General features: G+C 70.4%; 21 protein-coding genes. 16 read left to right on the top strand and 5 right to left on the bottom strand.

Annotation, left to right across the window (positions count from 1 at the left end; genetic code table 11):
* Positions 1 to 4 precede the first annotated feature (4 nt).
* Entirely contained in the window at positions 5 to 1,498 is a 1,494-nt protein-coding gene (locus ACVTJA_RS18075; protein WP_465837702.1) for a cyclic nucleotide-binding domain-containing protein, read from the top strand.
* 148 nt (positions 1,499 to 1,646) lie between these two features.
* On the top strand, positions 1,647 to 3,053 hold the full coding sequence (locus ACVTJA_RS18070; RefSeq protein WP_465837700.1) for an MATE family efflux transporter: 1,407 nt from the start codon (positions 1,647 to 1,649) through the stop codon (positions 3,051 to 3,053).
* Positions 3,054 to 3,063: 10 nt separating this feature from the next.
* Here the strand turns inward: ACVTJA_RS18070 and ACVTJA_RS18065 are convergent, their stop codons facing one another.
* From ACVTJA_RS18065 to hppD, 3 genes are all read right to left on the bottom strand, one after another.
* A complete protein-coding gene (locus ACVTJA_RS18065) occupies positions 3,064 to 3,441 on the bottom strand; it encodes a Rieske (2Fe-2S) protein (RefSeq protein WP_465837698.1) in 378 nt (125 codons plus the stop codon).
* A gap of 10 nt (positions 3,442 to 3,451) precedes the next feature.
* Positions 3,452 to 4,741: a homogentisate 1,2-dioxygenase gene (hmgA, locus tag ACVTJA_RS18060; RefSeq protein WP_465840437.1), complete on the bottom strand. Its 1,290-nt coding sequence runs from the start codon at positions 4,739 to 4,741 to the stop codon at positions 3,452 to 3,454.
* An 82-nt stretch (positions 4,742 to 4,823) separates the two neighbouring features.
* Positions 4,824 to 5,897 carry a 4-hydroxyphenylpyruvate dioxygenase gene (gene hppD, locus ACVTJA_RS18055; RefSeq protein WP_465837696.1) on the bottom strand — a complete coding sequence of 358 codons (1,074 nt, stop codon included), beginning with the start codon at positions 5,895 to 5,897 and terminating at the stop codon, positions 4,824 to 4,826.
* 366 nt (positions 5,898 to 6,263) lie between these two features.
* Here hppD and ACVTJA_RS18050 point away from each other — a divergent pair, with 366 nt between their 5' ends.
* From ACVTJA_RS18050 to nadE, 9 genes are all read left to right on the top strand, one after another.
* Positions 6,264 to 6,944 carry a hypothetical protein gene (locus ACVTJA_RS18050; RefSeq protein ID WP_465837695.1) on the top strand — a complete coding sequence of 227 codons (681 nt, stop codon included), beginning with the start codon at positions 6,264 to 6,266 and terminating at the stop codon, positions 6,942 to 6,944.
* Positions 6,945 to 7,197: 253 nt separating this feature from the next.
* Positions 7,198 to 9,600 carry an ABC transporter permease gene (locus ACVTJA_RS18045; RefSeq protein WP_465837694.1) on the top strand — a complete coding sequence of 801 codons (2,403 nt, stop codon included), beginning with the start codon at positions 7,198 to 7,200 and terminating at the stop codon, positions 9,598 to 9,600.
* Between the two features lie 175 nt (positions 9,601 to 9,775).
* Positions 9,776 to 10,636 (top strand): hypothetical protein, encoded by an 861-nt coding sequence (locus ACVTJA_RS18040; RefSeq protein ID WP_465837692.1) that lies wholly within the window; start codon positions 9,776 to 9,778, stop codon positions 10,634 to 10,636.
* Position 10,637: 1 nt separating this feature from the next.
* Positions 10,638 to 11,183, top strand: coding sequence for an acyltransferase (locus ACVTJA_RS18035; RefSeq protein ID WP_465837690.1), 546 nt, complete (start codon positions 10,638 to 10,640; stop codon positions 11,181 to 11,183).
* The gene (locus ACVTJA_RS18030) at positions 11,180 to 11,773 is read left to right on the top strand and encodes an acyltransferase (RefSeq protein WP_465837688.1); all 594 of its coding nucleotides are present in this window, start codon (positions 11,180 to 11,182) and stop codon (positions 11,771 to 11,773) included. The genes ACVTJA_RS18035 and ACVTJA_RS18030 overlap by 4 nt, the downstream gene beginning before the upstream one ends.
* Before the next feature lie 94 nt (positions 11,774 to 11,867).
* Positions 11,868 to 12,122: an acyl carrier protein gene (locus ACVTJA_RS18025; protein ID WP_465837686.1), complete on the top strand. Its 255-nt coding sequence runs from the start codon at positions 11,868 to 11,870 to the stop codon at positions 12,120 to 12,122.
* Between the two features lie 18 nt (positions 12,123 to 12,140).
* Positions 12,141 to 14,120 carry an asparagine synthase (glutamine-hydrolyzing) gene (gene asnB / locus ACVTJA_RS18020; protein WP_465837685.1) on the top strand — a complete coding sequence of 660 codons (1,980 nt, stop codon included), beginning with the start codon at positions 12,141 to 12,143 and terminating at the stop codon, positions 14,118 to 14,120.
* Positions 14,117 to 15,694: a class I adenylate-forming enzyme family protein gene (locus ACVTJA_RS18015; RefSeq protein WP_465837684.1), complete on the top strand. Its 1,578-nt coding sequence runs from the start codon at positions 14,117 to 14,119 to the stop codon at positions 15,692 to 15,694. The genes asnB and ACVTJA_RS18015 overlap by 4 nt, the downstream gene beginning before the upstream one ends.
* A 25-nt stretch (positions 15,695 to 15,719) precedes the next feature.
* A complete protein-coding gene (nadE, locus tag ACVTJA_RS18010; RefSeq protein WP_465837682.1) occupies positions 15,720 to 16,715 on the top strand; it encodes an NAD(+) synthase in 996 nt (331 codons plus the stop codon).
* 214 nt (positions 16,716 to 16,929) lie between these two features.
* On the opposite strand, the gene ACVTJA_RS18005 is transcribed toward nadE, so the two are convergent.
* Positions 16,930 to 17,646: a dienelactone hydrolase family protein gene (locus ACVTJA_RS18005; protein ID WP_465837680.1), complete on the bottom strand. Its 717-nt coding sequence runs from the start codon at positions 17,644 to 17,646 to the stop codon at positions 16,930 to 16,932.
* A 282-nt stretch (positions 17,647 to 17,928) separates the two neighbouring features.
* On the opposite strand from ACVTJA_RS18005, the gene ACVTJA_RS18000 reads away from it, so the two are divergent.
* Complete coding sequence (locus ACVTJA_RS18000) at positions 17,929 to 18,687, top strand: hypothetical protein (RefSeq protein ID WP_465837679.1); 759 nt, start codon at positions 17,929 to 17,931, stop codon at positions 18,685 to 18,687.
* Between the two features lie 6 nt (positions 18,688 to 18,693).
* Here ACVTJA_RS18000 and ACVTJA_RS17995 read toward each other — a convergent pair whose 3' ends face one another.
* On the bottom strand, positions 18,694 to 19,443 hold the full coding sequence (locus ACVTJA_RS17995; RefSeq protein ID WP_465837678.1) for a pyridoxal-phosphate dependent enzyme: 750 nt from the start codon (positions 19,441 to 19,443) through the stop codon (positions 18,694 to 18,696).
* A gap of 185 nt (positions 19,444 to 19,628) precedes the next feature.
* Between ACVTJA_RS17995 and ACVTJA_RS17990 the strand changes: the two genes are divergently transcribed.
* From ACVTJA_RS17990 to ACVTJA_RS17975, 4 genes are all read left to right on the top strand, one after another.
* On the top strand, positions 19,629 to 21,461 hold the full coding sequence (locus tag ACVTJA_RS17990) for a sensor histidine kinase (protein WP_465837677.1): 1,833 nt from the start codon (positions 19,629 to 19,631) through the stop codon (positions 21,459 to 21,461).
* Positions 21,458 to 22,174, top strand: a complete 717-nt coding sequence (locus tag ACVTJA_RS17985; protein WP_465837675.1) for a response regulator transcription factor — start codon at positions 21,458 to 21,460, stop codon at positions 22,172 to 22,174. The genes ACVTJA_RS17990 and ACVTJA_RS17985 overlap by 4 nt, the downstream gene beginning before the upstream one ends.
* A gap of 170 nt (positions 22,175 to 22,344) precedes the next feature.
* Positions 22,345 to 23,103: an energy transducer TonB gene (locus ACVTJA_RS17980; protein WP_465837673.1), complete on the top strand. Its 759-nt coding sequence runs from the start codon at positions 22,345 to 22,347 to the stop codon at positions 23,101 to 23,103.
* Positions 23,104 to 23,389: 286 nt separating this feature from the next.
* Entirely contained in the window at positions 23,390 to 24,145 is a 756-nt protein-coding gene (locus tag ACVTJA_RS17975) for an energy transducer TonB (protein ID WP_465837672.1), read from the top strand.
* The last annotated feature ends 90 nt before the right edge of the window (positions 24,146 to 24,235 follow it).

The raw sequence follows: 24,235 nt of genomic DNA, 5'->3' as shown, positions 1-24,235 counted from the left end.
GGCCTTGCTTCCCTTCCTCCAGAGCAACCTGTCCCTCGCCGTGGGCGCATTGCTGGCGATGACACTGCTGGCGGTCCGCACCACCACCCAAGACCGGGATTTGCAGCGGGATTTGAACGGGGCCATCCGGCTGCTGTTCGCCTTCCTGGTGCTGCGGGTGGCAGCCTGGGCGATTCCGGACACGGCCCCCAAGGCGCTGCTGAAGGCGGTGCGCGTCGGGTGGATGCTGACGTTCGCCTTCGGCGTCATCCGCGCGAGCGTGGGCTTCGGGCTGAAGCTGATGCGGCTGCGAGCCCGCGCGGTGGCGATGCCGAAAATCCTCCGGGACGTCATCGACTTCACGCTCTACGGCCTGGCGGCGGTGCCCATCCTCAAGACGCAGCTCGCGCTGGACCTCACGGGCCTGGTGGCCACGTCCGCGGTGCTGTCCGTCGTGGTGGGTCTCGCGCTCCAGGAGACGCTGGGCAACCTCTTCGCCGGCCTGTCGCTGCAGCTCGATGCGCCGTTCGAGGTGGGGCACATCATCCGCATTGGCGACCACACGGGCCGCGTGGTGCACATCGGCTGGCGCTCCATCCGCCTGTCCAGCTTCCGGCGGGAGGTCGTCACCCTGCCCAACAGCATGGTGGCGAAGGAGCGGGTGCAGAACTTCTCCGAGAGCCAGGCGCCCGTCGGCGTCGACGTGACGCTCGGGCTGTCCTACGACGCGCCGCCCAACCACGTGAAGGCGGTGCTCCTCGATGTGTTGAAGGAGATTCCGCAGGTACTGGTGGAGCCGCCGCCGCAGGCCCGCACGCTGTCGTACGAGGAATCGTGCGTCCGCTACATGGTGCGCTTCTTCCTCTCGGACTATGGGCTGGCGGACCTGGTGAAGGAGGACCTGCACACGCGGCTCTGGTACCGGCTGCGGCGGGAGAACATCGAGGTTCCGTACCCGCAGCGCACGGTGCACGTGCGGCAGCAGGTGGCCCACGCGGAGCTGTCCGAGGACACGGTGCGTGGGCTGTTGCGCCAGGTGGACATCTTCCAGCCCCTGGGCACCGAGGACCTGGACCAACTGCGCCAGGAGGTGCTGGTGCGCCGCTTCGGCAAGGGCGAGCGCATCATCCAGGAGGGCGACGAGGGCCGGACGTTCTACGTGCTCGCGTCCGGTGAGGTGAGCGTACGCGCCGGGAAGCTACAGGCCGAGGTGACGCGGCTGGGGCGCGGCGGCTACTTCGGGGAGATGTCGCTGCTGACGGGCGAGAAGCGCGCGGCCACGGTGGTGGCGGTGGAGGACTCGCTGCTCTTGGAGGTGGACCGGCCCACCTTCGCGCGCATGTTCGAGCAGTACCCCGGGCTGGCGCGGCAGCTCTCCGCCCTGCTCGCCCAGCGGCGCACGCAACTGCGCGCCATGGCCCAGGCCGGCGGGCCCGGAGCCGACCCCATCCCCGCCGAGGTGGGCCGCATCCTCGGACGGCTGCGGCAGATTTTCGGGCTGGCCGCCACGCACGATTGAGGTCCGGCCCCGTCCGAGGGGAAGGTCCGCGCCGTGTCGTAGCAGGCAGGCGCGGCGGCGATACCGGATGTCACTCGACGCGGCGCGACAAAGGTGCGAGATGCCGGAGGTGCCGGGCCCCTGCCCGACGGAGAGCTGACCGCTACCGATGGACGTCGCAGTCCCCGCCGCATCCGAGTCGCACCCCGCTGCACCCCTGAGCCTGTTCCGGCTCACCTGGCCCATCCTCCTGGAGCTGCTGCTCTTCATGCTGATGGGCACGGCGGACACGCTGATGCTCAGCGGCGTGTCCGACGACGCCGTCTCCGCCGTGGGCGTCGTCAACCAGTACGTCTTCATCTGCATCCTCATCATGGAGGTCATCGGCAACGGCGCGGCCATCGTCGTGTCGCAGTACCTCGGCGCGCGCAGGCAGCAGGAGGCCGCGCGCATCGCCGCGCTCGCCGTCTCGCTGAACCTGGGGCTCGGCGTCACCGTGAGCGCCGCGCTGATCGGCTTCGGGGACCGAATCCTCGGCGGGATGAACCTGCACGGCGAGGTGCTGACCTACGCGACGACATACCTGCACATCGTCGGCGGGTTCCTGTTCCTCCAGGCGCTCATCAACGTCTTCTCCAGTCTCATCCGCACGTACGGCTTCACGAAGCAGTCGATGCTCGTGTCGCTGGGCATGAACGTGATTCACGTGGGCGGCAACTTCGCGCTCATCTTCGGCCACTTCGGGCTGCCGGCGCTGGGCGTGGCCGGTGCGGCCGTCTCCACGGTGATGAGCCGCGCCGTCGCGCTCGGCGTCTTCGTGTGGATGCTCTACCGCGTCATGCCCGTGCGCATGGTGTCGCGCGACTACGTGACGTTCTCCCTGGAGTACGTCCGCAAGATTCTCAAGGTGGGCGTGCCCTCCGCGGTGGAGCAGCTCACGTATCAGGCGTGCCAGACGGTGTTCCTGTACTACGTGACGTTCCTCGGACCCGTGGCGCTGGCGGCGCGGCAGTACGCGCACTCGATTTCGCAGTACGTCTTCCTGTGCAGCCTGGCGCTCGGCCTGGGCACGTCCATCCTCGTGGGACGGCTGGTGGGCGCGCGCCGCACGGACGACGCATACCGCGAGGCCCTTCACGGCCTGAAGTGGGCGCTCGGCATCACCGTGGTGGTGGACCTGGCCATCATCCTCGTGCGCGTGCCGCTCATCCGCCTCTTCACGGACAACGCCGACATCCTCCAGGTGGCGGCCCAGGTCATCGTCATCGGCTTCATGCTGGAGACGGGGCGGGCCTTCAACCTCGTGCTCATCAACGGGCTGCGGGCCGCGGGCGATGCCACGTTCACCGTCTACATGGGCTTTCTGTCCATGGCCTGCATGAGCCTGCCCCTGGGGTACTTCCTCGTCTTCAAGCTGGGACTGGGCCTGTCCGGCGTGTGGCTCGCCGTCGCGGCGGACGAGTGGGTGCGCGGAATCACGATGTGGATGCGCTGGCGGAGCCGGGCCTGGGAGAAGAAGTCGCTCGTGGAGCCGACGATGGGCGCCGAGCCCGTCGTGGCGCACGCGGGCGCTTGAGCCCCGTGGCTCAGGCCGTCATCACGTAGCCGCCCTCGACCTTCACCGGCCAGGGCGTGAGGCGAGCACCCGCGCACGGGCCTCCGACGCAGCGTCCGTCCCGGGGCTGGAACAGCGCGCCGTGCCAGGAGCAGACGATGAGCTGCTTGTCGGGCGTGAGGTACTGGTCCAGCTTCTGCGCCAGCGGCAGGCCCGCGTGCGGGCACCGGTCCACGTAGCCATGGACCTCGTCGCCGGTGCGCACCAGGAAGCCGTGGAAGTACGCGTCGCCAATCTGCAGCACGAGGTTGCGCGCGCCCGGGTCCTGGAGCGCCGCCACCGGGAGCAGCTTCACGCCCGGCGGCGTCTCGGTGAGCCTCTCGCGAGGCGGCTGTGCCGCGTCACTCACCGCGCGGACCTCAGGGCAGCTTCGCCTTCTGGAAGCCCGACCAGCAGTGGTCGTAGTCGGACTGGAGCGCGGGCGTCTCCATCGCGAAGCGCGTCGGGCGGATGACCCAGCGCGACTCGAACATGAAGGCCAGCGTGTCCTTGATTTTGTGCGGCTTCAGGTCCGCGTTGATGGCGCCCTCGTAGCTCGCCTGGTCCGGGCCGTGGCCGCTCATGCAGTTGTGCAGCGACGCGCCGCCCGGAGCGAAGCCGCCGGCCTTGGCGTCGTAGACACCCTGCACCAGGCCCATGAACTCGCTCATCACGTTGCGGTGGAACCAGGGCGGCCGGAAGGTGTGCTCGGCCACCATCCACCGCGGCGGGAAGATGACGAAGTCGCAGTTGGCCGTGCCCGGGATTTCACTCGGCGACGTCAGCACCGTGAAGATGGACGGGTCCGGGTGGTCGTAGCTCACCGTGTTGATGGTGTTGAAGCGCCCGAGGTCGTACTTGTACGGCACGAGGTTGCCGTGCCACGCCACCACGTCCAGCGGCGAGTGGTCGAACTTCGACGCCCAGAGCTTCCCCGCGAACTTCTGGATGACCAGCGTCGGCCGGTCCACGTCCTCGTACGCCGCGACGGGCGTCAGGAAGTCGCGCGGGTTCGCCAGGCCGTTGGCGCCGATGGGGCCCAAATCAGGCAGGCGGAAGAACGCGCCGTGGTTCTCGCAGACGTAGCCGGAGGCCTTGCCGTCCGGCAGCTCCGCGCGGAAGCGCACGCCGCGCGGCACCACGCCCACGTCGCCCGGCGCCAGGTCCAGCACGCCCATCTCCGTGACGAGGCGCAGCCGCCCCGCCTGCGGCACGAGGAGCAGCTCGCCGTCCGCGTCCTGGAACACGCGGTCCACCATGGACGTGTTGGCGGAATACAGGTGGATGCTGATGCCCCCGCCCGTCGCCGGGTCGCCGTTGCCGGCGTAGGTGACGAGCCCATCCACGAAGTCCACCTTGCCCGTGGGTGCCGGCAGCGGACTCCAGCGCAGCCGGTTGGGCGAGACGGGCACCTCGTCGAACGGACCGCTGCGCAGCAGGCCCTGCGGGTGCGGCTCGAAGGCCGGGTGGTTGGCGCTCGGACGGATGCGGTAGAGCCACGAGCGCCGGTTCTCCCGGCGCGGCGCGGTGAAGGCCGAGCCCGAGAGCTGCTCGGCATACAGCCCATACGGCGCGCGCTGCGGCGAGTTCTGCCCCTGCGGGAGCGCGCCAGGGACGGCCTCGGTCGCGAACTCGTTGCCGAAGCCAGAGAGGTAGCCGCCGGGCGCCATCTTCAGCTCGCCCTGCGAGCCGGCCCCGGGTTGGGTGTTGAGAGTCACCGGAATCTCCTTCCGCGGGGCCGGATGTGTCGGGTCAGTGGGCCTTGTCGACCTTGATGACGCCGCGGCGAATCTGGTCGAGCTCGATGGACTCGAAGAGCGCCTGGAAGTTGCCGTTGCCGAAGCCCTCGTTGCCCTTGCGCTGGATGATCTCGAAGAAGATGGGCCCGAAGAGGTTCTCGGTGAAGATCTGCAGCAGCAGGCCTTCCTGCTCGGAGCCGTCGATGAGGATGCGGTTCTTCCGCATGCGCTCCAGGTCCTCGCCGTGGTTCGGGATGCGCTTGTCGACGAGGTCGTAGTACGTGTCGATGGTGTCCTGCAGGGCCACGCCGCGCTGACGCAGGCGCTCCACCGTGCCGTAGATGTCGCGCGTCGTCAGGGCCAGGTGCTGGATGCCCTCGCCGTTGTACTGGCGGATGAACTCCTCAATCTGGGACTTGTCGTCCTGGCTCTCGTTCAGCGGAATGCGGATGGCCTTGTCCGGGGCAATCATCGCCTGGCTGAACAGGCCCGTGGCCTGGCCCTTGATGTCGAAGTACTTCTGCTCGGTGAAGCCGAAGATGCGGTTGTAGAAGGACGACCAGGTGCGCATCTGGCCGCGGCGCACGTTGTGCGTCAGGTGGTCCAGCGTCTCCAGGCCCACGCTGTTCTTCGCCTCGGCCTCGTCCGCGCCGGGGAACTTGGTCCACCCGTCGTAGATGGAGCCCTTCGCGCCATAGCGGTCGACGAGATACAGCAGGCTGCCGCCGATGCCCTCCAGCACATAGGAGCCCTCGCCCAGCGCGCCGCGGGCGGGGTCGGCTGCCCTGGCGCCGCGCTCCAGCGCCATCTCGTAGGCGGTGCGGGCGTTGGCCACGCGGAAGGCCATGCCGTTGGCGGACGGGCCGTGAGCGACGCGGAACTCGGAGACCTGACCGGTGGGCTCGCGGTTGACGAGCAGGTTGATGTCACCCTGCTTGAAGCGAAGCAGGTCCTTGGTCGGATGCTTGGAGTACGCGGTGAAGCCCAGCCGCTCCAGCAGCTTCACCATCACCTCGGGAGCGGGGCTCGTGAACTCCACGAACTCGAAGCCGTTCAGCCCAAGAGGGTTCTCAGCCGTATCCACCATTGCACCGCCTCCGCTTCGATTGGGCGCGGGCTCCACCCGCGCCGTGTCTCAGGAAGCCCCCGACTGAGGGAGGCTTCTTCGTCGCGAAAGGTAGGGACCGACCTGCTCAGGGAAAAGTACAAAGCACGAGCAGAGATTGTCAGCGCGCCGCACAGTGCGATGCGCCAGGAAACGGGCCTCTGGTGACGCTTCGCGGCACCCTCGGTGAGCACCGCGTCAGGGGTTTCGGGTGGGTTCCGGAGGGGGTGGTTTCCTACCTTTCAGGGAGGAATCCGCGCCACCCCACCCCGCGGCCGGCCAGCCGAGGGAATGTCAGACCCCTCCGGTAGTCTCCCTTTCATCAACGAAGCACGAAAGGAAGGCCGCATGAACGCCACCCGTGAGAACCCCCGCGTCTCCGTCAACAAGCTGGGCCAGTACCTCACCGGCACGCCCTCTTTGCGCAAGCGCATCATCCATGGGCAGAAAAATCCTGTGGACCCGCAGTACCTGCGCTACCCGGCGGCCTCGCAGGCCATCGTCGAGTACCTCTGCGAAGGCCGCGACGAGGTCATCCTCCGCTACCACCAGCGTCGACTGTTGAACGCCGCGCCGGAGTCGGACTTCGACGCGCACCGGCTCGCGCTGTGCGCGGAGGCGCTGCAGCGCTGCCTCGTCTCCGCGGATGGGCTCGCCACGCACGCCGTCGCCAGCCCGGTGGACGGAGACCTGCCGCCGCTCGAGCTGGCGGGCGTCGCCGTCAACGTGCGGCCGGAGGTGCTGCTTCGCAGCGTGGACGCGCAGGGGCAGATGCGCTCGGGCCTGATGAAGCTCTACTTCTCCAAGCACACGCCGCTGGATGAGCGCGCCGGGCAGTACATCGCCACCGTGCTCCTGCACTACGCCGAGCAGCAGCTCGAGCAGCGCGGCCCCGTGGACCCGCGCCTCGTGGGCGTCTTCGACGTCTTCGCCGGCAAGCTGTACGTCGCGCCGCGCGCCCGTCAGCGCCGGATGAATGACGTGAAGCTGGCGTGCGAGGAGATTGCCGCTCGCTGGGATGTGAACTGAACGCGGGCCTCGGGGCACACACACGCGAGGTGTGCCCGGGGCGCCAGATGGTGACGTGGCCGCGGCCCCGGCCCGTCCTGCCGGCACATCGAGCTCGTGACGTGGCCGCGGCCCCGGCCCGTCGCGGCACGCGGTGTCCGTTTCCGGGACACGACTTCCCGCATCCGTGCATCCCGTCCGGGTTGCCTGGCGGCCTTCCCTCGTAAAGCCGGGGACCTGGCGCTGGCATGTCCTTCGCTCTTGGGACGTGCCCATGGATTCCCTCCGCCAGGATTTCCGCTACGCGCTGCGCACCCTGAAGCGCACCCCGGGCTTCACGCTGGCCGCCGGCATCACCCTCGCGCTGGCCATTGGTGCGAACACCGTCCTCTTCAGCGCCATCCACGCCATGCTGCTGCGGCCCCTGCCCTTCCCGAATCCGGCGGAGCTGGTGCGAGTCTGGTGCAAGCAGCGGGGCAACCTGGACCAGGCGTCCGTCTCGGCGCCGGAGCTGCTCGGCTGGCGGGAGAACGGCAAGGGCTTCGCGAAGCTCGCGGGCTTCGGGATGCGTGACTTGAATCGCACCGGGGTGGAGTCGCCGGAGCGCGTCCGCGCGGGCCTGGTGACGACCAACTTCTTCTCCACACTGGGCGTGCTGCCCACGCAGGGCCGCGACTTCACCGATGAGGACGCCCAGGCCGGGCAGCCGGCATCCACGGTGGTGGTGAGCCACGGCTTCGCGAAGCGCGCGCTCGGCGGCGCGGACGCCGTGGGCCGCACGGTGGTGCTGGACGGCCGGAGCCATACCGTGGTGGGCGTGCTCCCGGAGGACTTCACCTTCCCCGAGTTCGGCAACGAGGCGGAGGTCTGGGTCCCCCACTGGCTGGACCCGCAGGCCAAGGGCAGCCACTACCTGAGCGTGCTCGGCCGCCTGGCCCCGGGCACCTCGGTGGAGGCGGCGCGGACGGACCTGGCGCGCGTGGCCACGCTGCTCGACACCGGGGACCCCGGCGAGCCACCACACGAGGTGACGCTGTTCACCTTCCAGGAGCACCTCACCGGCAACGTGCGCCCCATTCTGTGGACGCTGTGGGCGGCGGTGGCCTTCGTGCTGCTCATCGCCTGCGCCAACGTGGCCAACCTCATGCTGGTGCGGGCGCTGGCGCGGCAGCGCGACGGCGCCATCCGCGCGGCGCTGGGGGCCAGCCGGAGCCGGCGCATGCAGCAGGCGCTGGCGGAGAGCGTGCTGCTCGCCGTCTTCGGCGGAGCGCTGGGCCTCCTCCTGGTGCTGTGGGGCATGGAGCTGGTGCGCACCCTCCTGCCCGCCAACATGCTGCGGATGACGCCGGTGGAGCTGAGCGGCCCGGCCATGGCCTTCAGCGTGGCGCTGTCCGTGGGCGCGGGGCTGCTCTTCGGGCTGGCGCCCGCGCTTCACACCTCGGGCATGGACGTGCTGCCGCTGCTCAAGCAGTCCAGCAGCGCGGCGGGCGCGCGCTCCAACCACCCGCTGCGCAACGCGCTCGTCATGGTGCAGCTCGCGCTGGCGCTGGTGCTGCTGGTGGGCACCGGCCTCATGGTGCGCACGCTGCAGAACGTGATGGCCGTGGACCTGGGCTTCGACCTGAACGGCGTGCACTCCGCGCGGCTGTCGCTGCCCGCCACGAAGTACACGGACGCGCCGCGCCGGGCCGCCTTCTACCAGGAGCTGCTGGGCCGGCTGGCGACGCTGCCGGGCGTGGAGGCCGCGGGCCTCATCAACGACGCCCCGCTGGGTGGCAGCAACACCAACGGGGACTTCGTCCTGGAGGGCAGCGCGCCGCAGCCCGGGGAGCGCTTCCTCGCCGAGTACCGGGTGGCCAGCCCGGACTACTTCCGCACCCTGCGCATCGCCGTGCGGCAGGGCCGCGCCTTCGGCCCGCAGGACGGGGACAAGGGCGCGCCCGTGGCCATCGTCAACGAGGCCTTCGTCCGGGCCTACCTCGGCACGGGCGAGCCCCTGGGCCGGCGGGTGAAGCTCGACTGGTACGGGGACACGGCGTTCCACGACATCGTCGGCGTCGTCGCGGACGTCCGGGCGGACCGGCTCACCGTCCCCGCCCGGCCGGAAATCTACCTGCCCCTGGCGCAGGTGCCCGTCCCCTCCGTGACGCTGCTTTTGCGCTCGCAGGGCGCGGCGGCCCCGCTGGTGACGGCCGTGCGCCAGGAGGTGAAGGCGGTGGACGCGGAGCAGCCCGTCTATGACCTCGCGCCCTTCTCGGACCGGGTGGACCGCCAGCTCTTGCGCCCCACGGCGACGGCGCGGCTCCTGGCCGCCTTCGCGCTCCTCGCGGTGGTGCTGGCCGGCGTGGGCGTCTACGGCGTCATGGCCTACAGCGTGGGGCAGCGCACGCGCGAGCTGGGCATCCGCCTGGCGCTGGGCGCACACCCCCGGCAGGTGCTGCGGCTGGTGTTGAGCCAGGGCCTGCGGCTGACGCTGATGGGCGTGGGCGTGGGCCTGCTCGCCGCCTTCGGCTGCACGCGGCTGCTGGCCTCGCTGCTCTACGGCGTGGACGCCAGCGAGCCCACCATCTTCGCGGGCGTGGCCGTGGCCCTGGCCGCGGTGGCGCTGCTCGCGAGCTGGCTGCCGGCGCTGCGTGCCAGCCGCGTGTCGCCGGCCATCTCCCTGCGCTCGGAGTAGGACCGGAACCCGCGCGGCCCGTGTCAATGCCCTGGGGACGGCATGCTCGCCGCCCGGCCAGCCAGGGGGGCGGGTCCAACGGCACTCCAGTCATTCCAAGCCCCAAGAAAGCCAGACGCGCATCCTGGACCGTTGGCCCTTTGACGCTTGCCAAGCGTCGGGTTTAAGAGTCCGCATGCACTTCGACTGGACCTTTCTTGTGCGGATGAGCACCGCGGTGCTGTCTGCCGTCATGCTCATGGCGTTGCACGGCGTGGCGAGCGCCGCGACGCCTCCGGGCTCCGAAGCGGGGGTGGCAATGGAAAAGCTGGCGCAGAAGCGCATCTTCTTCGGACACCAATCCGTGGGCGGCAACATCCTCGACGGCGTCCAGCAGGTGCCGTCCGCTCCGCGTGTCGTGGAAGTGAAGGACCCGTCGCAGCCGGTGGCTCCCGGCACCATCGCCCACGCCATGGTGGGCGAAAATACGAAACCAGAATCCAAGATTGTGGACTTCGAGCGTCTGATGGATGCGGGCCTCGCGAAGGGGGCGGACGTGGCCTTCTTCAAGTTCTGCTACATCGACTTCGACGGCGCGACCGACACCCGCGCCCTCTTCGCGAAGTACCGCGCCACCATGGAAGGCCTGAAGGCGCGTCACCCCCACACCACCTTCGTGCACGTCACCGTGCCGCTCACCACCGTGCAGCGCGGCGCCAAGGCGTGGCTGAAGGAGCTGCTCGGCAAGTCGGTGTGGGGCATCAAGGAGAACGTGCAGCGCGAGAACTTCAACCAGCTCCTGCGCCAGACGTACGGCGGCAAGGAGCCGCTGTTTGATTTGGCGAAGCTCGAGTCCACCACGGCCGAGGGCACGCCGGAGACGTACGAGCTGAACGGGCAGACGTGGCCGGCGATGGTGCCGGCGTACTCGGATGACGGCGGCCACCTCAACGCCGCGGGGCAGGCCCGCATGGCGAAGGAGTTCCTCGCCTTCCTGTCCAACCTGCCGGCCCCGGCCGTGCAGCCTCCCATCCCGGCCGTCCAGGCCGCACCGTGACATGAGCCCGCTTCCCTCACCTCTGACGCGCGGGCTGGACACGCTCCGCTCGCGCCTGAAGCTGCGACGCTGTCGCGTGGTGGGAGACTCCCCCACGGTGCTCGGCCGCGTGTGGATTCACGGCACCGGCGAGGTGCGCCTGGGCCACCGCGTGGTGTTGGACGGGCGGACGGCGCCCATCGAGCTGCACGCCATGCAGGGCGGCAGCATCGTCCTCGGCGACGACGTCACCATCGAAGGGGGCGCCTCGCTGGAGGCGCTCCAGTCCATCACCGTGGGCGCAGGCGCGCGGCTGGGCGCCTTCTGCAAGGTGATGGACAACCAGCACCACCCGCTGCGCGGCAACCGCCACGAGCGCCCGCCCTCCGTCCCGCTCGTCATCGAGCGCGGGGTGACGGTGGGCAGCCGCGCCATCCTCCTTCCCGGCGCGCACGTGCAGGAGGGCGCCACCGTGGCGCCGGGCACCGTGATTTCCCGCCGCATTCCTCCCCGTGTGACGGTGGGTGGCTCGCCGCCCCGGGTGCTTCGCCGCGAGGTGGCCGGATGATTTCGAGACTGTCCGCCCTGCCGCTGTCCAACTGGGTGACGCAGCTCCAGGGGCTGCGCGACACCGTGGAGCCCCGGGCCGTGCGCGCGGTCGCGCTGGCCCGCGCGCGCTGGCTGTTCCGCTCCGTCCAGTCCGTGGGCCGCAACGTGGCCGCGTACGGCCCCATGTCCGTCAAGAACGAGGGCACCATCTGCCTCGGTGACAGGCTCACCTTCGTGGGCGGCATGATGCCCAGCTCGCTGGTGTGCCACCCGGGCGCGCGGCTGCGCATCGGCGCGGACGGGCAGTTCAACTACGGCGTCTCCCTGGAGGCCTGGGAGTCCGTCACCATCGGCGACCGGTGCATGTTCGCCTCGTTCGTGCGCGTGGGAGACCGCGACGGGCACCGCACCGCGCCCATCGTCATCGAGGACGATGTCTGGGTGGCCCATGGCGCCATCATCATGCCGGGAGTGCGCGTGGGGGCGCGCTCGGTGGTCTCCGCCGGCAGCATCGTCACGCAGGACGTGCCACCGGACTCGCTCGCCATGGGCAACCCCGCCCGCAACATGAGCCTGGAGCTGGTCGCCCGCGAGTCGTCGGGCTCCTGAAAGCCTTTCCACTTCGCTTCACCGCCGGGGCGGCCTGCCCGCCCTGGAGCCTTGCACTTCCATTCACAACCCATCCCAGACAGGACTGATAAACATGAGCACTCGTGAGCGCATCCGCGGATTCATCGTCGACACCTTCTTCGTGGACGAGTTCGCCGACGACGACTCGTTCCTCCGCAAGGGCCTCATCGACTCCACGGGCATGATGGAGCTGGTGGCCTTCCTCGAGTCGGACTTCGGCCTGAAGCTGGAGGACCGCGAGCTGGTGCCGGAGAACCTGGACTCGCTGTCGCGCGTGGTGGCCTTCGTCGAGAAGAAGCAGGCGCAGCGCCTGTCTCAGGCGAGCTGAGCAGAAGGGGGGACGGCCATGTGTGGCATCGCGGGATTCACCTTTCCGGCGGGCGGGAGTGCCGGAGCAGCCGCGCGGCAGGAGGCCGCCGAGCGGCTGCGCAGGATGACCGCCAGCATCAAGCACCGGGGCCCGGACGCACAGCGGGCGCTGGTGCTGGACGGAGTGGGCCTGGGCCACACGCGGCTCTCCATCGTCGACCTGGAGGGCGGCCACCAGCCCATGCGGGACGCCCGGACGGGACTCACCGTCGTCTTCAACGGTGAAATCTTCAACTACGTCGAGCTGCGCGAGCAGCTCTCGGCGCACTACGCGTTCCGCACGCGCTCGGACACCGAGGTCATCCTCGCCGCGTTCCTCACGTGGGGCATCGACTGCGTGCGCCGCTTCGAGGGGCAGTGGGCCTTCGCCCTGTGGGACCCGCGCGACAAGACGCTCTGGCTCTCGCGGGACAGGGTGGGCATCTGCCCGCTGTATTACTCGGAGCTGCCGGGCGGGCAGCTCGCGTTCGGCTCCGAGGCGAAGGTGCTCTTCGCGGGCGGGCTGGTGACGCCGACGCTGGACGCGCGGGGCCTCAAGCAGACCTTCGCGCTCTGGTCCCCGGTGGCGCCGCGCACCTCGTTCGAGGGCGTCAGCCTCCTGCCGCCCGCGCACTCGGCGCGCTTCCGCGACGGGAAGCTGGAAACCTTCCGGTACTGGGACTTCGACTTCGGCGTCACGCCGGAGCCCGCCAACGAGCCGAAGCTGCTGGAGGAATTGGGCGAGGTGCTGGAGCGCGCGGTGCGGCTGCGCCTGCGCGCGGACGTGCCGGTGGCGGCGTACCTGTCGGGCGGGTTGGACTCCAGCCTCCTGTGCGCGCTGGCGCAGGGGCAGCTCGGCGGCACGCTGCGCACGTTCTCCGTGGGCTTCGCGCACGCGCGCTTCGACGAGCGCCAGCACCAGGCCACCGTCGCGGAGGAACTGCGCACGCAGCACCGCGTGGTGGAGATGAAGGACGGGGACATCGGCACGCTGGTGCCGGGCGTCATCTTCCACGCCGAGCAGGCGATGATGCGCTCCGCGCCGGCGCCCTTCCTGCGCCTGAGCGAGTGGGTGCGGGAGAACGGCATCCGGGTGGTCCTCACCGGTGAGGGCTCGGATGAGATGTTCCTCGGGTACGACCTCTTCAAGGAGACGAAGGTCCGCCAGTTCTGGGCGCGGCGCCCGGAGTCGAAGTACCGCCCGCTGCTGCTGCGCAAGCTGTACCCCACGCTGTCCGTGAGCCAGCAGAACGTGGAGCTGCTGCGCGAGTTCTTCGGCATGGGGCTGGAGGACCCGGGGAGCCTGGGCTTCTCGCACCTCGTGCGCTGGTCCAACAGCGGCCGGATTACGCGCTTCCTCTCGGCGGACTTCGCCGCGCGCGTGGCGGACGAGGACCCGGTGGCGTCGGTGCTCCAGTCGGTGCCGGAGCATGTGGCGCGGTGGCGGCCGCTGGCGCGCGCGCAGTACCTGGAGGCGAAGACGCTGCTGTCCGGGTACCTGCTGTCCGCGCAGGGCGACCGCATGCTGCTGGGCAACGCGGTGGAGGGGCGCTTCCCTTTCCTGGACACGGCGGTGATGGAGTTCGCCGCGCGCGTGCCGGAGCGGGTGCGCCTGAAGGGCCTGGACGAGAAGCACGTCCTCAAGCGCTTCGCGCGAGGCAAGGTGCCCGCGTCCATCCTGGAGCGCAGCAAGTTCCCCTACCGCGCGCCCATTGCCGGAGCGCTGGTGGGGCCCGACGCGCCGGCCTGGGCCCGCGAGCTGCTGTCGCCCGAGGCGGTGGCGAAGGTGGGCGTCTTCGACGCGAAGAAGGCGGAGCGGCTGGTGGCCAAGCTGCGCGCGCCCAACGCGGCGGAGAGCGAGGCGGACACAATGGCCCTGTTCGCCATGGCGTCCACGCAACTGCTGGCGCACCACTTCCTCCCGCCCCGGCCTCCGCCCCAGGCGGATGTGGACGCGGTGGTGTTGGAGGCGGCATGAGCGCGATGGCCTCATCCCCTGCCTGGGTGCTCGGTCACGCAGAGCGCACGCCGGACGCTCCCGCGGTGGACTCGCCGTGGGTGCGGCTCACGTACCGTCAACTGGCGGAGCGGATGCTGGCGGTGGCCGGCCACCTCCAGGCCTCGGGCGTGCGGCCCGGCGACAAGGTGCTCATCGCCCTGCCCCTCGGCTCCGCGGCCGTCGTCGCGGGCCTCGCGGTGCAGGCGCTCGGCGCGTGCGCGGTGGAGCTGGACCGTGAGTCCGGCGCGGCCTCGCTGGACGCCATCCTCGCGCAGACGGGCGCGCGGCACGCCTTCCTCTTCGGCCAGGACGCGCGCAAGTGGGCCGGCAAGCCGGGCCTCACGCACTTCTTCGTAGCGCACTCCGCGCGCCCGCCGGAGCGCATGCTCCAGGTGCTCGCGCCAGCCACGTGCACGTGGGTGCAGGAGGACGGCGCGTTGGATTCGGAGGCGAAGTCCCCGCCCCTGGACGCGCTGCCCGCCACGCCGCCGGACGCGCACGCGGCCATCGTCTACACGTCCGGCAGCACGGGCACGCCTCGCGGCGTCATCCAGACGTTCGGCAACATCGCCGCCAACACGCGCTCCATCGTCGAGTACCTGAACCTGACGCCGAAGGACCGCGCGCACCTCATCCTCCCGCTGCACTACTGCTACGGGAAGAGCGTCCTGCAGACGCACCTGCTCGCGGGTGGCTCGGTGTTCCTGGACCCGCGCTTCATGTACCCGCAGGTGGTGCTGGAGGCCATGGCCGCCGAGGGCAGCACCGGCTTCGCGGGCGTGCCGCTCACCTTCGAGCTGCTGAAGCGGCAGGCCAGCCCGGAGACGCTGTCCAAGCTGAAGCTGCGCTACCTCACCCAGGCGGGCGGAGGCATGGCGCCGGACACCATCCAGTGGACGCGCGAGTCCTTCCACCCGGCCGAGCTGTACGTCATGTACGGCCAGACGGAGGCCACCGCGCGGCTGAGCTACCTGCCGCCGAAGTACGCGAAGGAGAAGGTGGGCTCCATCGGCATGGGCATCCCCGGCGTGGAGCTCGGCGTCGTCGGCGAGGACGGCACGCCGCTGCCCGTGGGCGAGACGGGCCACCTGGTGGCCAGGGGCGCCAACGTCACGCCGGGCTACCTGAACGCGCCCGAGGAGACGGCCGCCGTGCTGAAGGACGGCTGGCTGTGGACGGGCGACCTCGCGTGGCGCGACGCGGACGGCTTCTTCTTCCTGGTGGGCCGCGCGAAGGAAATCCTCAAGGTGAATGGCCACCGGGTGAGCCCGGCGGAAATCGAGCATCACCTCGCGCGTCACCCTGCCGTGAATGAAGTCGCGGTGGTGGGCGTGCCGGACGCGCTGGGCGGCGAGGCGGCCTGCGCGGTGGTGGTGCCGCACGCGGGCGCCGAGGTGAAGGAAGACGACCTGCGGCGCTTCTGCCGCGAGTCGCTGCCGGTGCACAAGGTGCCCAAGCACGTGGTGTTCGCGGAGGCGCTGCCGCGCGGGCCCGCCGGCAAGGTGCTCAAGGCGGAGTTGCGCACGCGTTATTCGTCAGTCGGTTCCAAGTAACGGATTCCACAGAGGGGTGGACACGATGAAGTTCTCGAAGCAGGTGCTGGAGCTGGACTGGGAGGCCAAGGCGGCCGAGCTGTCCGAGGGACTCCGCGAAGCGGTGCTGAAGAAGCTGAAGAAGCGCGGGCTGGTGGTGGCCATCTCCGGTGGCATCGACTCCGCCTGCGTGTCCGCGCTGGCCGTGCGCGCGCTGGGGCCGGACCGGGTGTTCGGCATCCTCCTGCCGGAGAAGGACTCCAGCGGGTGGAGCTCGCAGCTGGGCCGCAAGCTCTGCGAGAAGCTGGGCATCAAGTACCAGCTCCACGACATCGCCCCGATTCTCGAGGCGGCCGGCTGCTACAAGCAGCGCGACGAGGCAGTGCGCTCGGTGTTCCCCGAGTTCACCCCGGACATGAAGTGGAAGATTGTCATGCACGGCGACCGGCTCAACACGGACGCGGTGAACTTCTTCTACGTGGTGGTGCAGGTGAATGGCGAGGAGCGCCGCTTCCGCCTCTCGCCGCAGGCGTACACGCAGATTGTCGCCGCGACGAACTTCAAGCAGCGCACCCGGAAGATGATGGACTACTTCCACGCGGACCGGCTCAACTTCGCCGTGGCCGGTACGCCGAACCGCCTCGAGTACGACCAGGGCTTCTTCGTGAAGCTCGGTGACGGCGCGGCGGACGTGAAGCCCATCGCCGGCCTCTACAAGACGCAGGTGTACAAGCTCGCGAAGCACCTGGGCGTCATCGACGAAATCACCAGCGGCGAGCCCACCACGGACACGTTCAGCCTTCCGCAGTCGCAGGAGGACTTCTACTTCTCCGTGCACTACTCGCAGCTGGACCTGCTCATGTGGGCGAAGAATCACGGCGTGTCCACGGACGAGGCCGCGCAGGTGATGGGCCTGACGCCCACGCAGGTGCAGCGCGTCTACGACGACATCGACCAGAAGCGCCGCAGCACCGCGTACCTCCACTCCGCGCCGCTGCTGCTGGAGAAGGTGCCGGAGCTGGACGCGTTCAAGATTGGCTGAGCGTCTTCAGACACGTCGATGCCGCGCCCGGAAGTCCCGAGCGCGGCATCGTGACTCGTAGCCCTGTCTGGCTCAGCGGCGAGGAGTGCGGCCCTGCGCGGGCCGCGTGCCGCCGCGCATCACCGCGCGTGAGGTCCACGACGACGTCATTGCTGGCCGCCCCACGACCCGGCATCACCTGGCGGGGCGCTTCACCGAGAGGCCCTGCCTGGCGTCACTCCCGATAGAGGCTGCGCCGCAGGAAGCCGAACGCCCGGCCCCAGGCGTCGTTCCAGTCCTCCGCTCGCATGTAGTGGTCCGACTCCGGGTACTCGTAGTGCCCGACGTGCGAGCCCAGCCAGGGGAGCTCCCTCCAGAGCCGGTGCGCGAAGTCCCGGGCCTGATGCGCGGGGACGAGCTGATCCCTCCCCGCGTTCAGCAGGAGGAGCGGGTGGCGCGCGCAGTCCCAGGGACGGTGGACGGGCGCGTCCTGCATCAGCCAGCGCAGCTCGTCGGTGACGTAGCCATCCCGGGGCGTCCAATCCGGCGAGCCGAGAATGGACACCGTCGCCTGGACGCGGGAGTCCTGGGCCGCCACGGCCAGCGCCGTGTACGCGCCGAACGACACGCCCGCGAGCCCGATGGGCCAGTGCCCCTCCCCCGCCACATGGTCGATGACCCGTGAGACCTCGGGGACGGCCTCGCGGATGAAGTAGAGCAGACGCGCGTGGTAGTCCGTGGGGCCGAGCGAGGGCATCCCGTCGAGCCAGCCGTCGCGCCGGGCGCCATGGTGCGGGGCGTCCACGCCGACAGCGGCCATGCCCCACTGCGCGAGCGCATCCAGTTCCCAGCGCTGCGCGTCGGCATTCGAGAACAGCCCGTGCAGCACGACGACGGCAGGGCCGGGCCTGGGCTCGTAGTGCACCTTGAGGACAGGGATGTGACCATCCACACGGAACCGGTACTCGTTGGGCATCGGATGATTTTGCCCGTCTCTGGTGCTGTCGAACGAGCGCTCCGAGCGCCACGTCCGTGGAGACGCCCGGCACCACACATCCCCTCGTGATGCCGATGTGTGATGACCGCGCCATGAGGCTCGGCACCAGCAGAGTGCCCCGCGGACCTGGACGGTCCGTCGTACTCCGTCACCAGGCCCGCCTACATGAGCCGTGCGTGGAGCCGGACGCGCGGGCGAGGTATGGAATACGGACCGCCCTCCCACGTCGGAGAAGACATGAACAAGCTCCTCGGCATCGCGTCCCTCGTCCTGGCCTCCGCGGCGCTCGCTGTGTCCCTCATGGGTCGGGGTGAGCCCGCCGCTCCCGCCCCCGCCGCGCAGGAGGCCCTGTCCGATGTGACCTCCGCGGACATGGATGACCTGGAGCGGCGCATCCGCGCGCTGGAGGACACCTCGCTCGGCCTGTCTCGGCGGCTGATGGCGCTGGAGCAGCGTCCCGTCGTCTCCGCGGATGGCGGCGTGGTGGCCGCCCCCGCCGCGCTCACGGCCGAAATCGAGCAACTCCGCGCGGAGGTGCGCGGCATGGTGGCGGGCGAGGCGCTCAACTCCGAGGGCGGGCGCTCCTACCTCAAGGACGCCGTGCGCGCCGTGCAGGACGAGATGCGCACCGAGCAGCGCGAGGCCCGCCAGCAGGAGTGGGCGCAGGCCCAGGCCCAGGCCCAGACGCAGCGCGCGGAGCGCCTGCGCAAGTTCGCCACCGAGGCCGGGCTCAACTACAACCAGGAGCAGGCCCTCACCCGCCGCATGCAGGCCGAGGACGCGAAGCGCCAGGCGCTCATGGCCGAGGTGCAGGCCGGCACGAAGAACCCGCGCGACATCCGCCAGGAGCTGCGCGCCGAGCGCCAGCAGACGGACCAGGAGATGAGCTCGCTCCTCAACGAGGAGCAGCAGGCGAAGTACCGCGAGCTGCGCCGCGAGGAGTGGGGCAATGACCGCCCGCGCGGCGGGTTCCGCGCCGGTGGCGAGCAGCCGTAGCCCACATCAACCACACGGGGGCCGCGCGTTGTGGGAGATGATGAGCACCTCCTCCGGCCGGGGCTCCTCGCGCGCCCAGGCCAGCAGCGCGCCCAGCCCATCTGAGTCCCGCTCCCGCGCCGTCTCCAGCGCCACCTCCTCGCGGTACGGGTAGAAGAGGTCCGTCTCCCCCAGGCTCTGCTCCATCCAGCGCCGCCAGCCGGGCAGCACGCAACCCGGCGCGGGCTGCACGCCCACCACCTCGTAGCCCGCCGCCGTGAAGGTCCGGTGCAGCCCCACCACCGTGGCGCCCGTGCCGAAGCCGCACACCACCGTCCGCACCGAGGGGAACACGTCGCGCACGATGTCGCGCAGCCGCATGGCCCACGCCGCCACGCACTCCACCAGCTCCCCGTTGGCGAGCTGCCTCGGCCAGCACCAGCCCTCGCGCTCGTAGCCCAGCGCCAGCTCCCACGCCTCGGCCAGTCCGCGCACGGTGCGCACCTCGCCGCCGAACCCGTGGGTGCGCAGGTAGCCCGTCCCCGCCGCGTCCGTCAGCGCCACCACCGGCAGCCCTCGCTCCTGTCCCAGCGCATCCAGCGCCAGCGCGGTGGCCGCGCCGGAGAGCTCCACCAGCCCGCGCGCCCCCTCCGGCATCGCTGACTCCAGGTAGCGAGAAAAGGTGAGGTACTTGAGGCTGCCGGCGGGGAGCGCCCCACCCCACAGCACGACAGGGCCACCGGACCAGGGACGCGACAGGGGGAACTCGACACGCATGCGGGCACCTCCTGCCCCAGGGTTTTCCCTCGGGCTTCCTGGCGCCATGGCCCGCCGCGCCATGCTGTCGGCCCGTGGACCGGAAGTCCGGCCGTCCGCCCTCCGAGGACACTCACCTCCTCCTCCGGGCCCACGCGAAAAGCCTCGGGGGGCCGCCGGCTGTGCGATAGTCGGCGTCCCACTGCATGCTGCGCCGGCTCCTTCCCACCCTCATCGCCCTGGGTTGTGGCCTCCTGGCCCTCGGCTGGGGGCTCTACAGCCTCCAGCGCATCTTCACGCAGGAGCGTGAGGACGCTCACGCCCAGGTGCGCTCCCGCCGCGAGGCGCTGGAGCACGCCGCCTCCGAGGCGCTTCGGCAGAGCCTCGCGAAGCAGCTCGAGGAGAACATCCCCTTCCTGCACGAGGCGGTGGGAGACCCGCTCGCTCCAGCCGAGGGCTTCTACCTCCTCTTCCGCGGCTACCAGTTCCTCCCCCGCATCACCCGCCCCAACGCCGGCAACCGCACGCCCGCGCGCGACGCGTACCAGGCCCTCGAAGGCCACCTCGCGGACGGCTCGCACGCGGGGAAGTGGGAGCAGCGCATTGCCAGGCTGCGCGCGGTGGAGGCGGCGCTCGCGGCGCGGAACACGCGCGGCGCGAGCCGGCTGGTGGAGGACCTGCTGCGCTACCACGCCGCCAATCCGCTCCCCGCGGCGCAGGAGCTCCCCTTCCTGGTGCTCGCGGTCGAGCGCATGCAGCGCGGCCCCGCCACGGAGCCGCTGGTGCGGGCCCTGTTGCGTGAGGGACTCCCGGAGGACTTCGGCGGCTTCGCGCGTGCCTCGGGCCTCCAGCGCGACTTGCTGCGCGAGCGCTCGCGCTTCACGCAGGCGGACTTCGACTTCCTCCATGAGCGCATTGTCCGCCTGAGCACCGCGCTGGGCGAGCCCACCAAGGACTTCAAGGACCGCGCGGAGGAGGTGGGCGCCGGCATGCTGGTGATGCCGGACGGGCTGGTGGAGCCCACCCTGCTGGGCGAGAGTTGGTACGTGGAGCCTCGCAACGAGGAGGCCGTCTACGGCATCGCCGTGAACGTGCCGGCGATGCTGCGCCCCATCGCGGATGACCTGCGCGCGCGCCGGCTTCTCGACTCGGACGGCACGCTGAGCCTCAAGCCCGACCGCTTTGCGCAACCCATGCGCACGCTGCGGGTGCGCGCGGACATGCCGCAGTGGGCGCGGGCGGAGGCGGACATCGAGGCACGCTACGGCCTGAAGACGGTGCTGGTGCTGGTGTGCGGTGGGCTGGCCCTGGCCATCTTCGTCCTGTCCGTGGTGGCGCAGCAGCGCAAGTACCGCTTCCTGGAGCTGAAGAGCGACTTCGTGGCCACCGTCTCGCACGAGCTGCGCACGCCGCTGGCCTCCATCCGCCTGCTGGGCGAGACGCTGGAGCGCAAGCTCGCGCAGGCGCCCGAGGTGCGCGACTACCCGGCCCGCATCGTCCAGGCGGCGGACGGCCTGCACTTCCTCGTGGAGAACATCCTGTCCTTCAACCGCATCGACAAGGGCCGCTGGAAGCTGCGGGCCTCGCGCGTGCGACTGGAGGAGCTGGTCAACCCGCTGCGCGACGACCTGGCCACCGCGACCACCGTACCGGTGGACCTGGTGGCGGACGTGGGTGACGCGGAGCTGCTGGCGGACCCGTCCCTCCTGCGGCTGCTCTTCTCCAACCTGGGCCGCAACGCGTGCGCCTACAATCGGCGCAGCCCCGTGCGCATCTCCGTCTCCGCGCAGGTGGTCCCCGGCCATGGCTGCACCGTGCTCTTCAGCGACAACGGCATGGGCATGCCCGAGGAGGAATGGGAGAACGTCTTCCAGGACTTCTACCGGCTGACACCGCCCGGCCTGGAAGTGCACGGCAGTGGCCTGGGACTGGCGCTCTGCCGGAAGATCATGAAGCTGCACGGAGGCGACATCCAGGTGGCCACCTCCAGCCCGGAGGGCACCACCTTCGCTCTCACCTTTCACGAGCCGTACCGATGACCACCGCCACTCCGAACCCGACCACCCGCCCCTCCGTCCTCATCGTCGAGGACGATGCCCACCTCCGCATCGGCCTGCGTGACAACCTGCAGGACGAGGGCTACGTCGTGTCCGAGGCCCCCTCCGCCCGCGACGCCGAGGCGATGCTGCGCGAGCGCGAGTTCGATCTGCTCATCCTGGACGTGATGCTGCCGGGCGAGGACGGCTACTCCTTCTGCCGCCGGCTGCGCGGCCAGGGCGTGAAGAGCATGGTGCTGATGCTCACCGCGCGCTCGCTGGAGGACGACATCCTCCGCGGCTTCGAGGCGGGCGCGCAGGACTACCTGACCAAGCCCTACCGGCTGCGTGAGCTGCTCGCCCGCGTGCGCGCGCTGGTGCGCCGGGCCGGCACGCCCCCGCCGCAAGTCATGACCTTCGGTGGCTTCTCGTTGGATTTGGGCCGGCGCGCGGTGACGAAGCCGGACGGGCAGGACGTGGAGCTGACGCGCACCGAGTTCGACCTGCTGGCCTTCCTGCTGCGCCACAAGGACCGGGCGCTGCCGCGCGGCGAAATCCTCGACGCGGTGTGGGGCCGGGACGTGGTGGTGGACCCGCGCACGGTGGACAACTTCGTCTCCAGCCTGAAGAAGAAGCTCGGATGGACGAGCACCTCCGGCTTCACCATCCACACCATCCGCGGCGTGGGCTACCGCATGGAAGTCTCGAGCCTGTGACACAACGATGATGAAGCGATGGCCGGCCCACGGCCATGCCTCGACTCCCGCCACGTAGGTTGACACTTGCGTGGTCAGGGCGCTCCAGAGCCATCCGCCCACGCCGGTGTCACGCCCGCGCCTGAGCGGCGGTCCACCGGGAGCGCCCATCGGTGCGGGAGGGCTTCCGTATGTTCAAGTCAGTCACTGAGCGGCAACGGGCGGGGCGGCTGGGCGCGGGCGTGTGGATGTCCATCGGCGTGCACGCGGCGCTGTTCGCCGTGGTGCTCTTCGTCTCCACGAGGCCGCCGGAACCACCGCCCGAAATCGAGCTCCTGCCCCACCGCCCCTTCAAACGGCAGGGCCCCAGCGTGCGGAAGGGCACGCCAGAGCCCGCACCCCAACCGCAGGCCACGGCCCCGCGTCCGAAGCCGCGCCCGCGGAACCGCGTGCCCCGCCAGCCCGAGCCCCTGCCGGTGGTTCCGCTCCCGCCCGAGCCCGACCCCGCGCCCACCTCGGAAGGCACCGAGGAGCGAGCGGTGACGGGCCGGGTCGTCGACCCGGAGGGTCACCCCGAGGGCGACCCGGAGAGCACCCTGCCCACGGGCCCGCTGCCCACGGACCTCCCCACGGAGCTCGTGAACCAGGCCCCCGTCGAGGAGCACCTCCCCTTCGGTGACGGCATGACGCCGCCGGTGCTGCTGCGCGGAGAGCCCATCGAGTACACGCAGCGGGCGCTGCAGGCCGGAGTGGAGGGCACGCTCATCGCCCGGTGTGTCATCACCCGCGAGGGCGAGATGCGGGACTGCCGCATCCTCAAGGGCATGCCCCACATGGACGAGGCCGTGCTCGAAGCGCTCGAGACGCGGCACTACCGCCCGGTGACGTTCCAGGGGAGTCCGGTGAGCGTCACCTATAACGTCACGGTCCGCCTCAAGCTGCCTCGGTAGGGAACAAAGACAGACACGCGCCGGTGGCATCGACGCCCTCCTCCCCTCTCCCGGGAAGGAGGGCGTTGCTGTTTCCGGCTCACGGCCGCACCGGAAGCAAGCGGCCTTTCCTCATGACCAAACCGTGACCAAGAGATGGACTCCTCACGGCCAATCCCTTGCGTCGACTGCGTAGTTTGAGTGGTGCGTGGTCAGGGCGCTCCAGAGCCATCCACCCACGCCGGCATCCGTTTCGTGGGGGACGGACGGATGCCGGGAGCGCCCGTCCTGGGAGGAGGCCTTCACCATGTTCCAGTCAGTCATCGAGCGGCAGAGGGCAGGACGTCTTGGCACGGGGATGTGGCTGTCCGTCGGAGTGCATGCCGCGCTGTTCGCCGCGGTGCTCTTCATCTCCGCGAGGCCGGCGGAGCTGCCGCCCGAGCCCGACAAGGACTACACCATCAAGCTCAGCGCGGGCCCCAACCTGGCGAAGGGCACGCCGGCGCCCGCCGCGCCCAAGCAGGCCGCCGCGCCGAAGCCCCGCCCGCGCAACAAGGACCGCGTCCCCAAGCAGGTGATGCCGCTGCCGGCGGACGCGCCGCCCGCGGTGGATGAGCCCACTCCGTCCGACTCCAGCAGCACCGACGAGGTGGCGGACCCGGGCGATGGCGTCGTCGGGGGCGACCCGAACGGCGACCCGAACAGCACCACCATCGGCGTGCCGCTCATCCCCGGCCTCACGGGCGGAATGGGCCAGGGCCCCACGGGCACGGAGGTGCTCCCCTTCGGCCAGGGCATGACGCCGCCGACGCAGGTGCGTGTCACGCCCATCGACTACACACCCGCGGCGCGCGCGGCCGGCGTGGAGGGCACGCTCATCGCCAAGTGCGTCATCACCTCCGAGGGCGAGGTGAAGAACTGCCGCGTCCTCAAGGGCCTGCCGCACATGGATGAAACCGTGGTGGATGCCCTGGAGACCTGGCGCTACCGCCCCGTCACGTACCAGGGCAGGGCGGTGAGCGTGTCCTACGTCTTCACCCTCCGACTCAAGCTGCCCCGGTAATCCCTCACAGGTCGATGCCGTCCAAAGTGTGCGGGACGCGGCGGAGAATGCCGCGTCCCAGAGCCACACTCCGCCAGGCGCTGAGACGTC

Source organism: Pyxidicoccus sp. M6 (genome assembly GCF_055568925.1).
This window is presented reverse-complemented; position numbering and strand designations above follow the sequence as displayed.

Coding starts and splice junctions, on each gene's coding strand:
- ACVTJA_RS17985 (WP_465837675.1), top strand. CDS start 21,458: ATGACCACCGCCACTCCGAACCCGACCACCCGCCCCTCCGTCCTCATC.
- ACVTJA_RS18030 (WP_465837688.1), top strand. CDS start 11,180: ATGATTTCGAGACTGTCCGCCCTGCCGCTGTCCAACTGGGTGACGCAG.
- ACVTJA_RS18000 (WP_465837679.1), top strand. CDS start 17,929: ATGAACAAGCTCCTCGGCATCGCGTCCCTCGTCCTGGCCTCCGCGGCG.
- ACVTJA_RS18025 (WP_465837686.1), top strand. CDS start 11,868: ATGAGCACTCGTGAGCGCATCCGCGGATTCATCGTCGACACCTTCTTC.
- hppD (WP_465837696.1), bottom strand. CDS start 5,897: ATGGTGGATACGGCTGAGAACCCTCTTGGGCTGAACGGCTTCGAGTTC.
- ACVTJA_RS18045 (WP_465837694.1), top strand. CDS start 7,198: ATGGATTCCCTCCGCCAGGATTTCCGCTACGCGCTGCGCACCCTGAAG.
- ACVTJA_RS17980 (WP_465837673.1), top strand. CDS start 22,345: ATGTTCAAGTCAGTCACTGAGCGGCAACGGGCGGGGCGGCTGGGCGCG.
- ACVTJA_RS18015 (WP_465837684.1), top strand. CDS start 14,117: ATGAGCGCGATGGCCTCATCCCCTGCCTGGGTGCTCGGTCACGCAGAG.
- ACVTJA_RS18040 (WP_465837692.1), top strand. CDS start 9,776: ATGCACTTCGACTGGACCTTTCTTGTGCGGATGAGCACCGCGGTGCTG.
- nadE (WP_465837682.1), top strand. CDS start 15,720: ATGAAGTTCTCGAAGCAGGTGCTGGAGCTGGACTGGGAGGCCAAGGCG.
- ACVTJA_RS17975 (WP_465837672.1), top strand. CDS start 23,390: ATGTTCCAGTCAGTCATCGAGCGGCAGAGGGCAGGACGTCTTGGCACG.
- ACVTJA_RS18035 (WP_465837690.1), top strand. CDS start 10,638: ATGAGCCCGCTTCCCTCACCTCTGACGCGCGGGCTGGACACGCTCCGC.
- ACVTJA_RS18050 (WP_465837695.1), top strand. CDS start 6,264: ATGAACGCCACCCGTGAGAACCCCCGCGTCTCCGTCAACAAGCTGGGC.
- hmgA (WP_465840437.1), bottom strand. CDS start 4,741: ATGGCGCCCGGCGGCTACCTCTCTGGCTTCGGCAACGAGTTCGCGACC.
- ACVTJA_RS17990 (WP_465837677.1), top strand. CDS start 19,629: ATGCTGCGCCGGCTCCTTCCCACCCTCATCGCCCTGGGTTGTGGCCTC.
- asnB (WP_465837685.1), top strand. CDS start 12,141: ATGTGTGGCATCGCGGGATTCACCTTTCCGGCGGGCGGGAGTGCCGGA.
- ACVTJA_RS18070 (WP_465837700.1), top strand. CDS start 1,647: ATGGACGTCGCAGTCCCCGCCGCATCCGAGTCGCACCCCGCTGCACCC.
- ACVTJA_RS17995 (WP_465837678.1), bottom strand. CDS start 19,443: ATGCGTGTCGAGTTCCCCCTGTCGCGTCCCTGGTCCGGTGGCCCTGTC.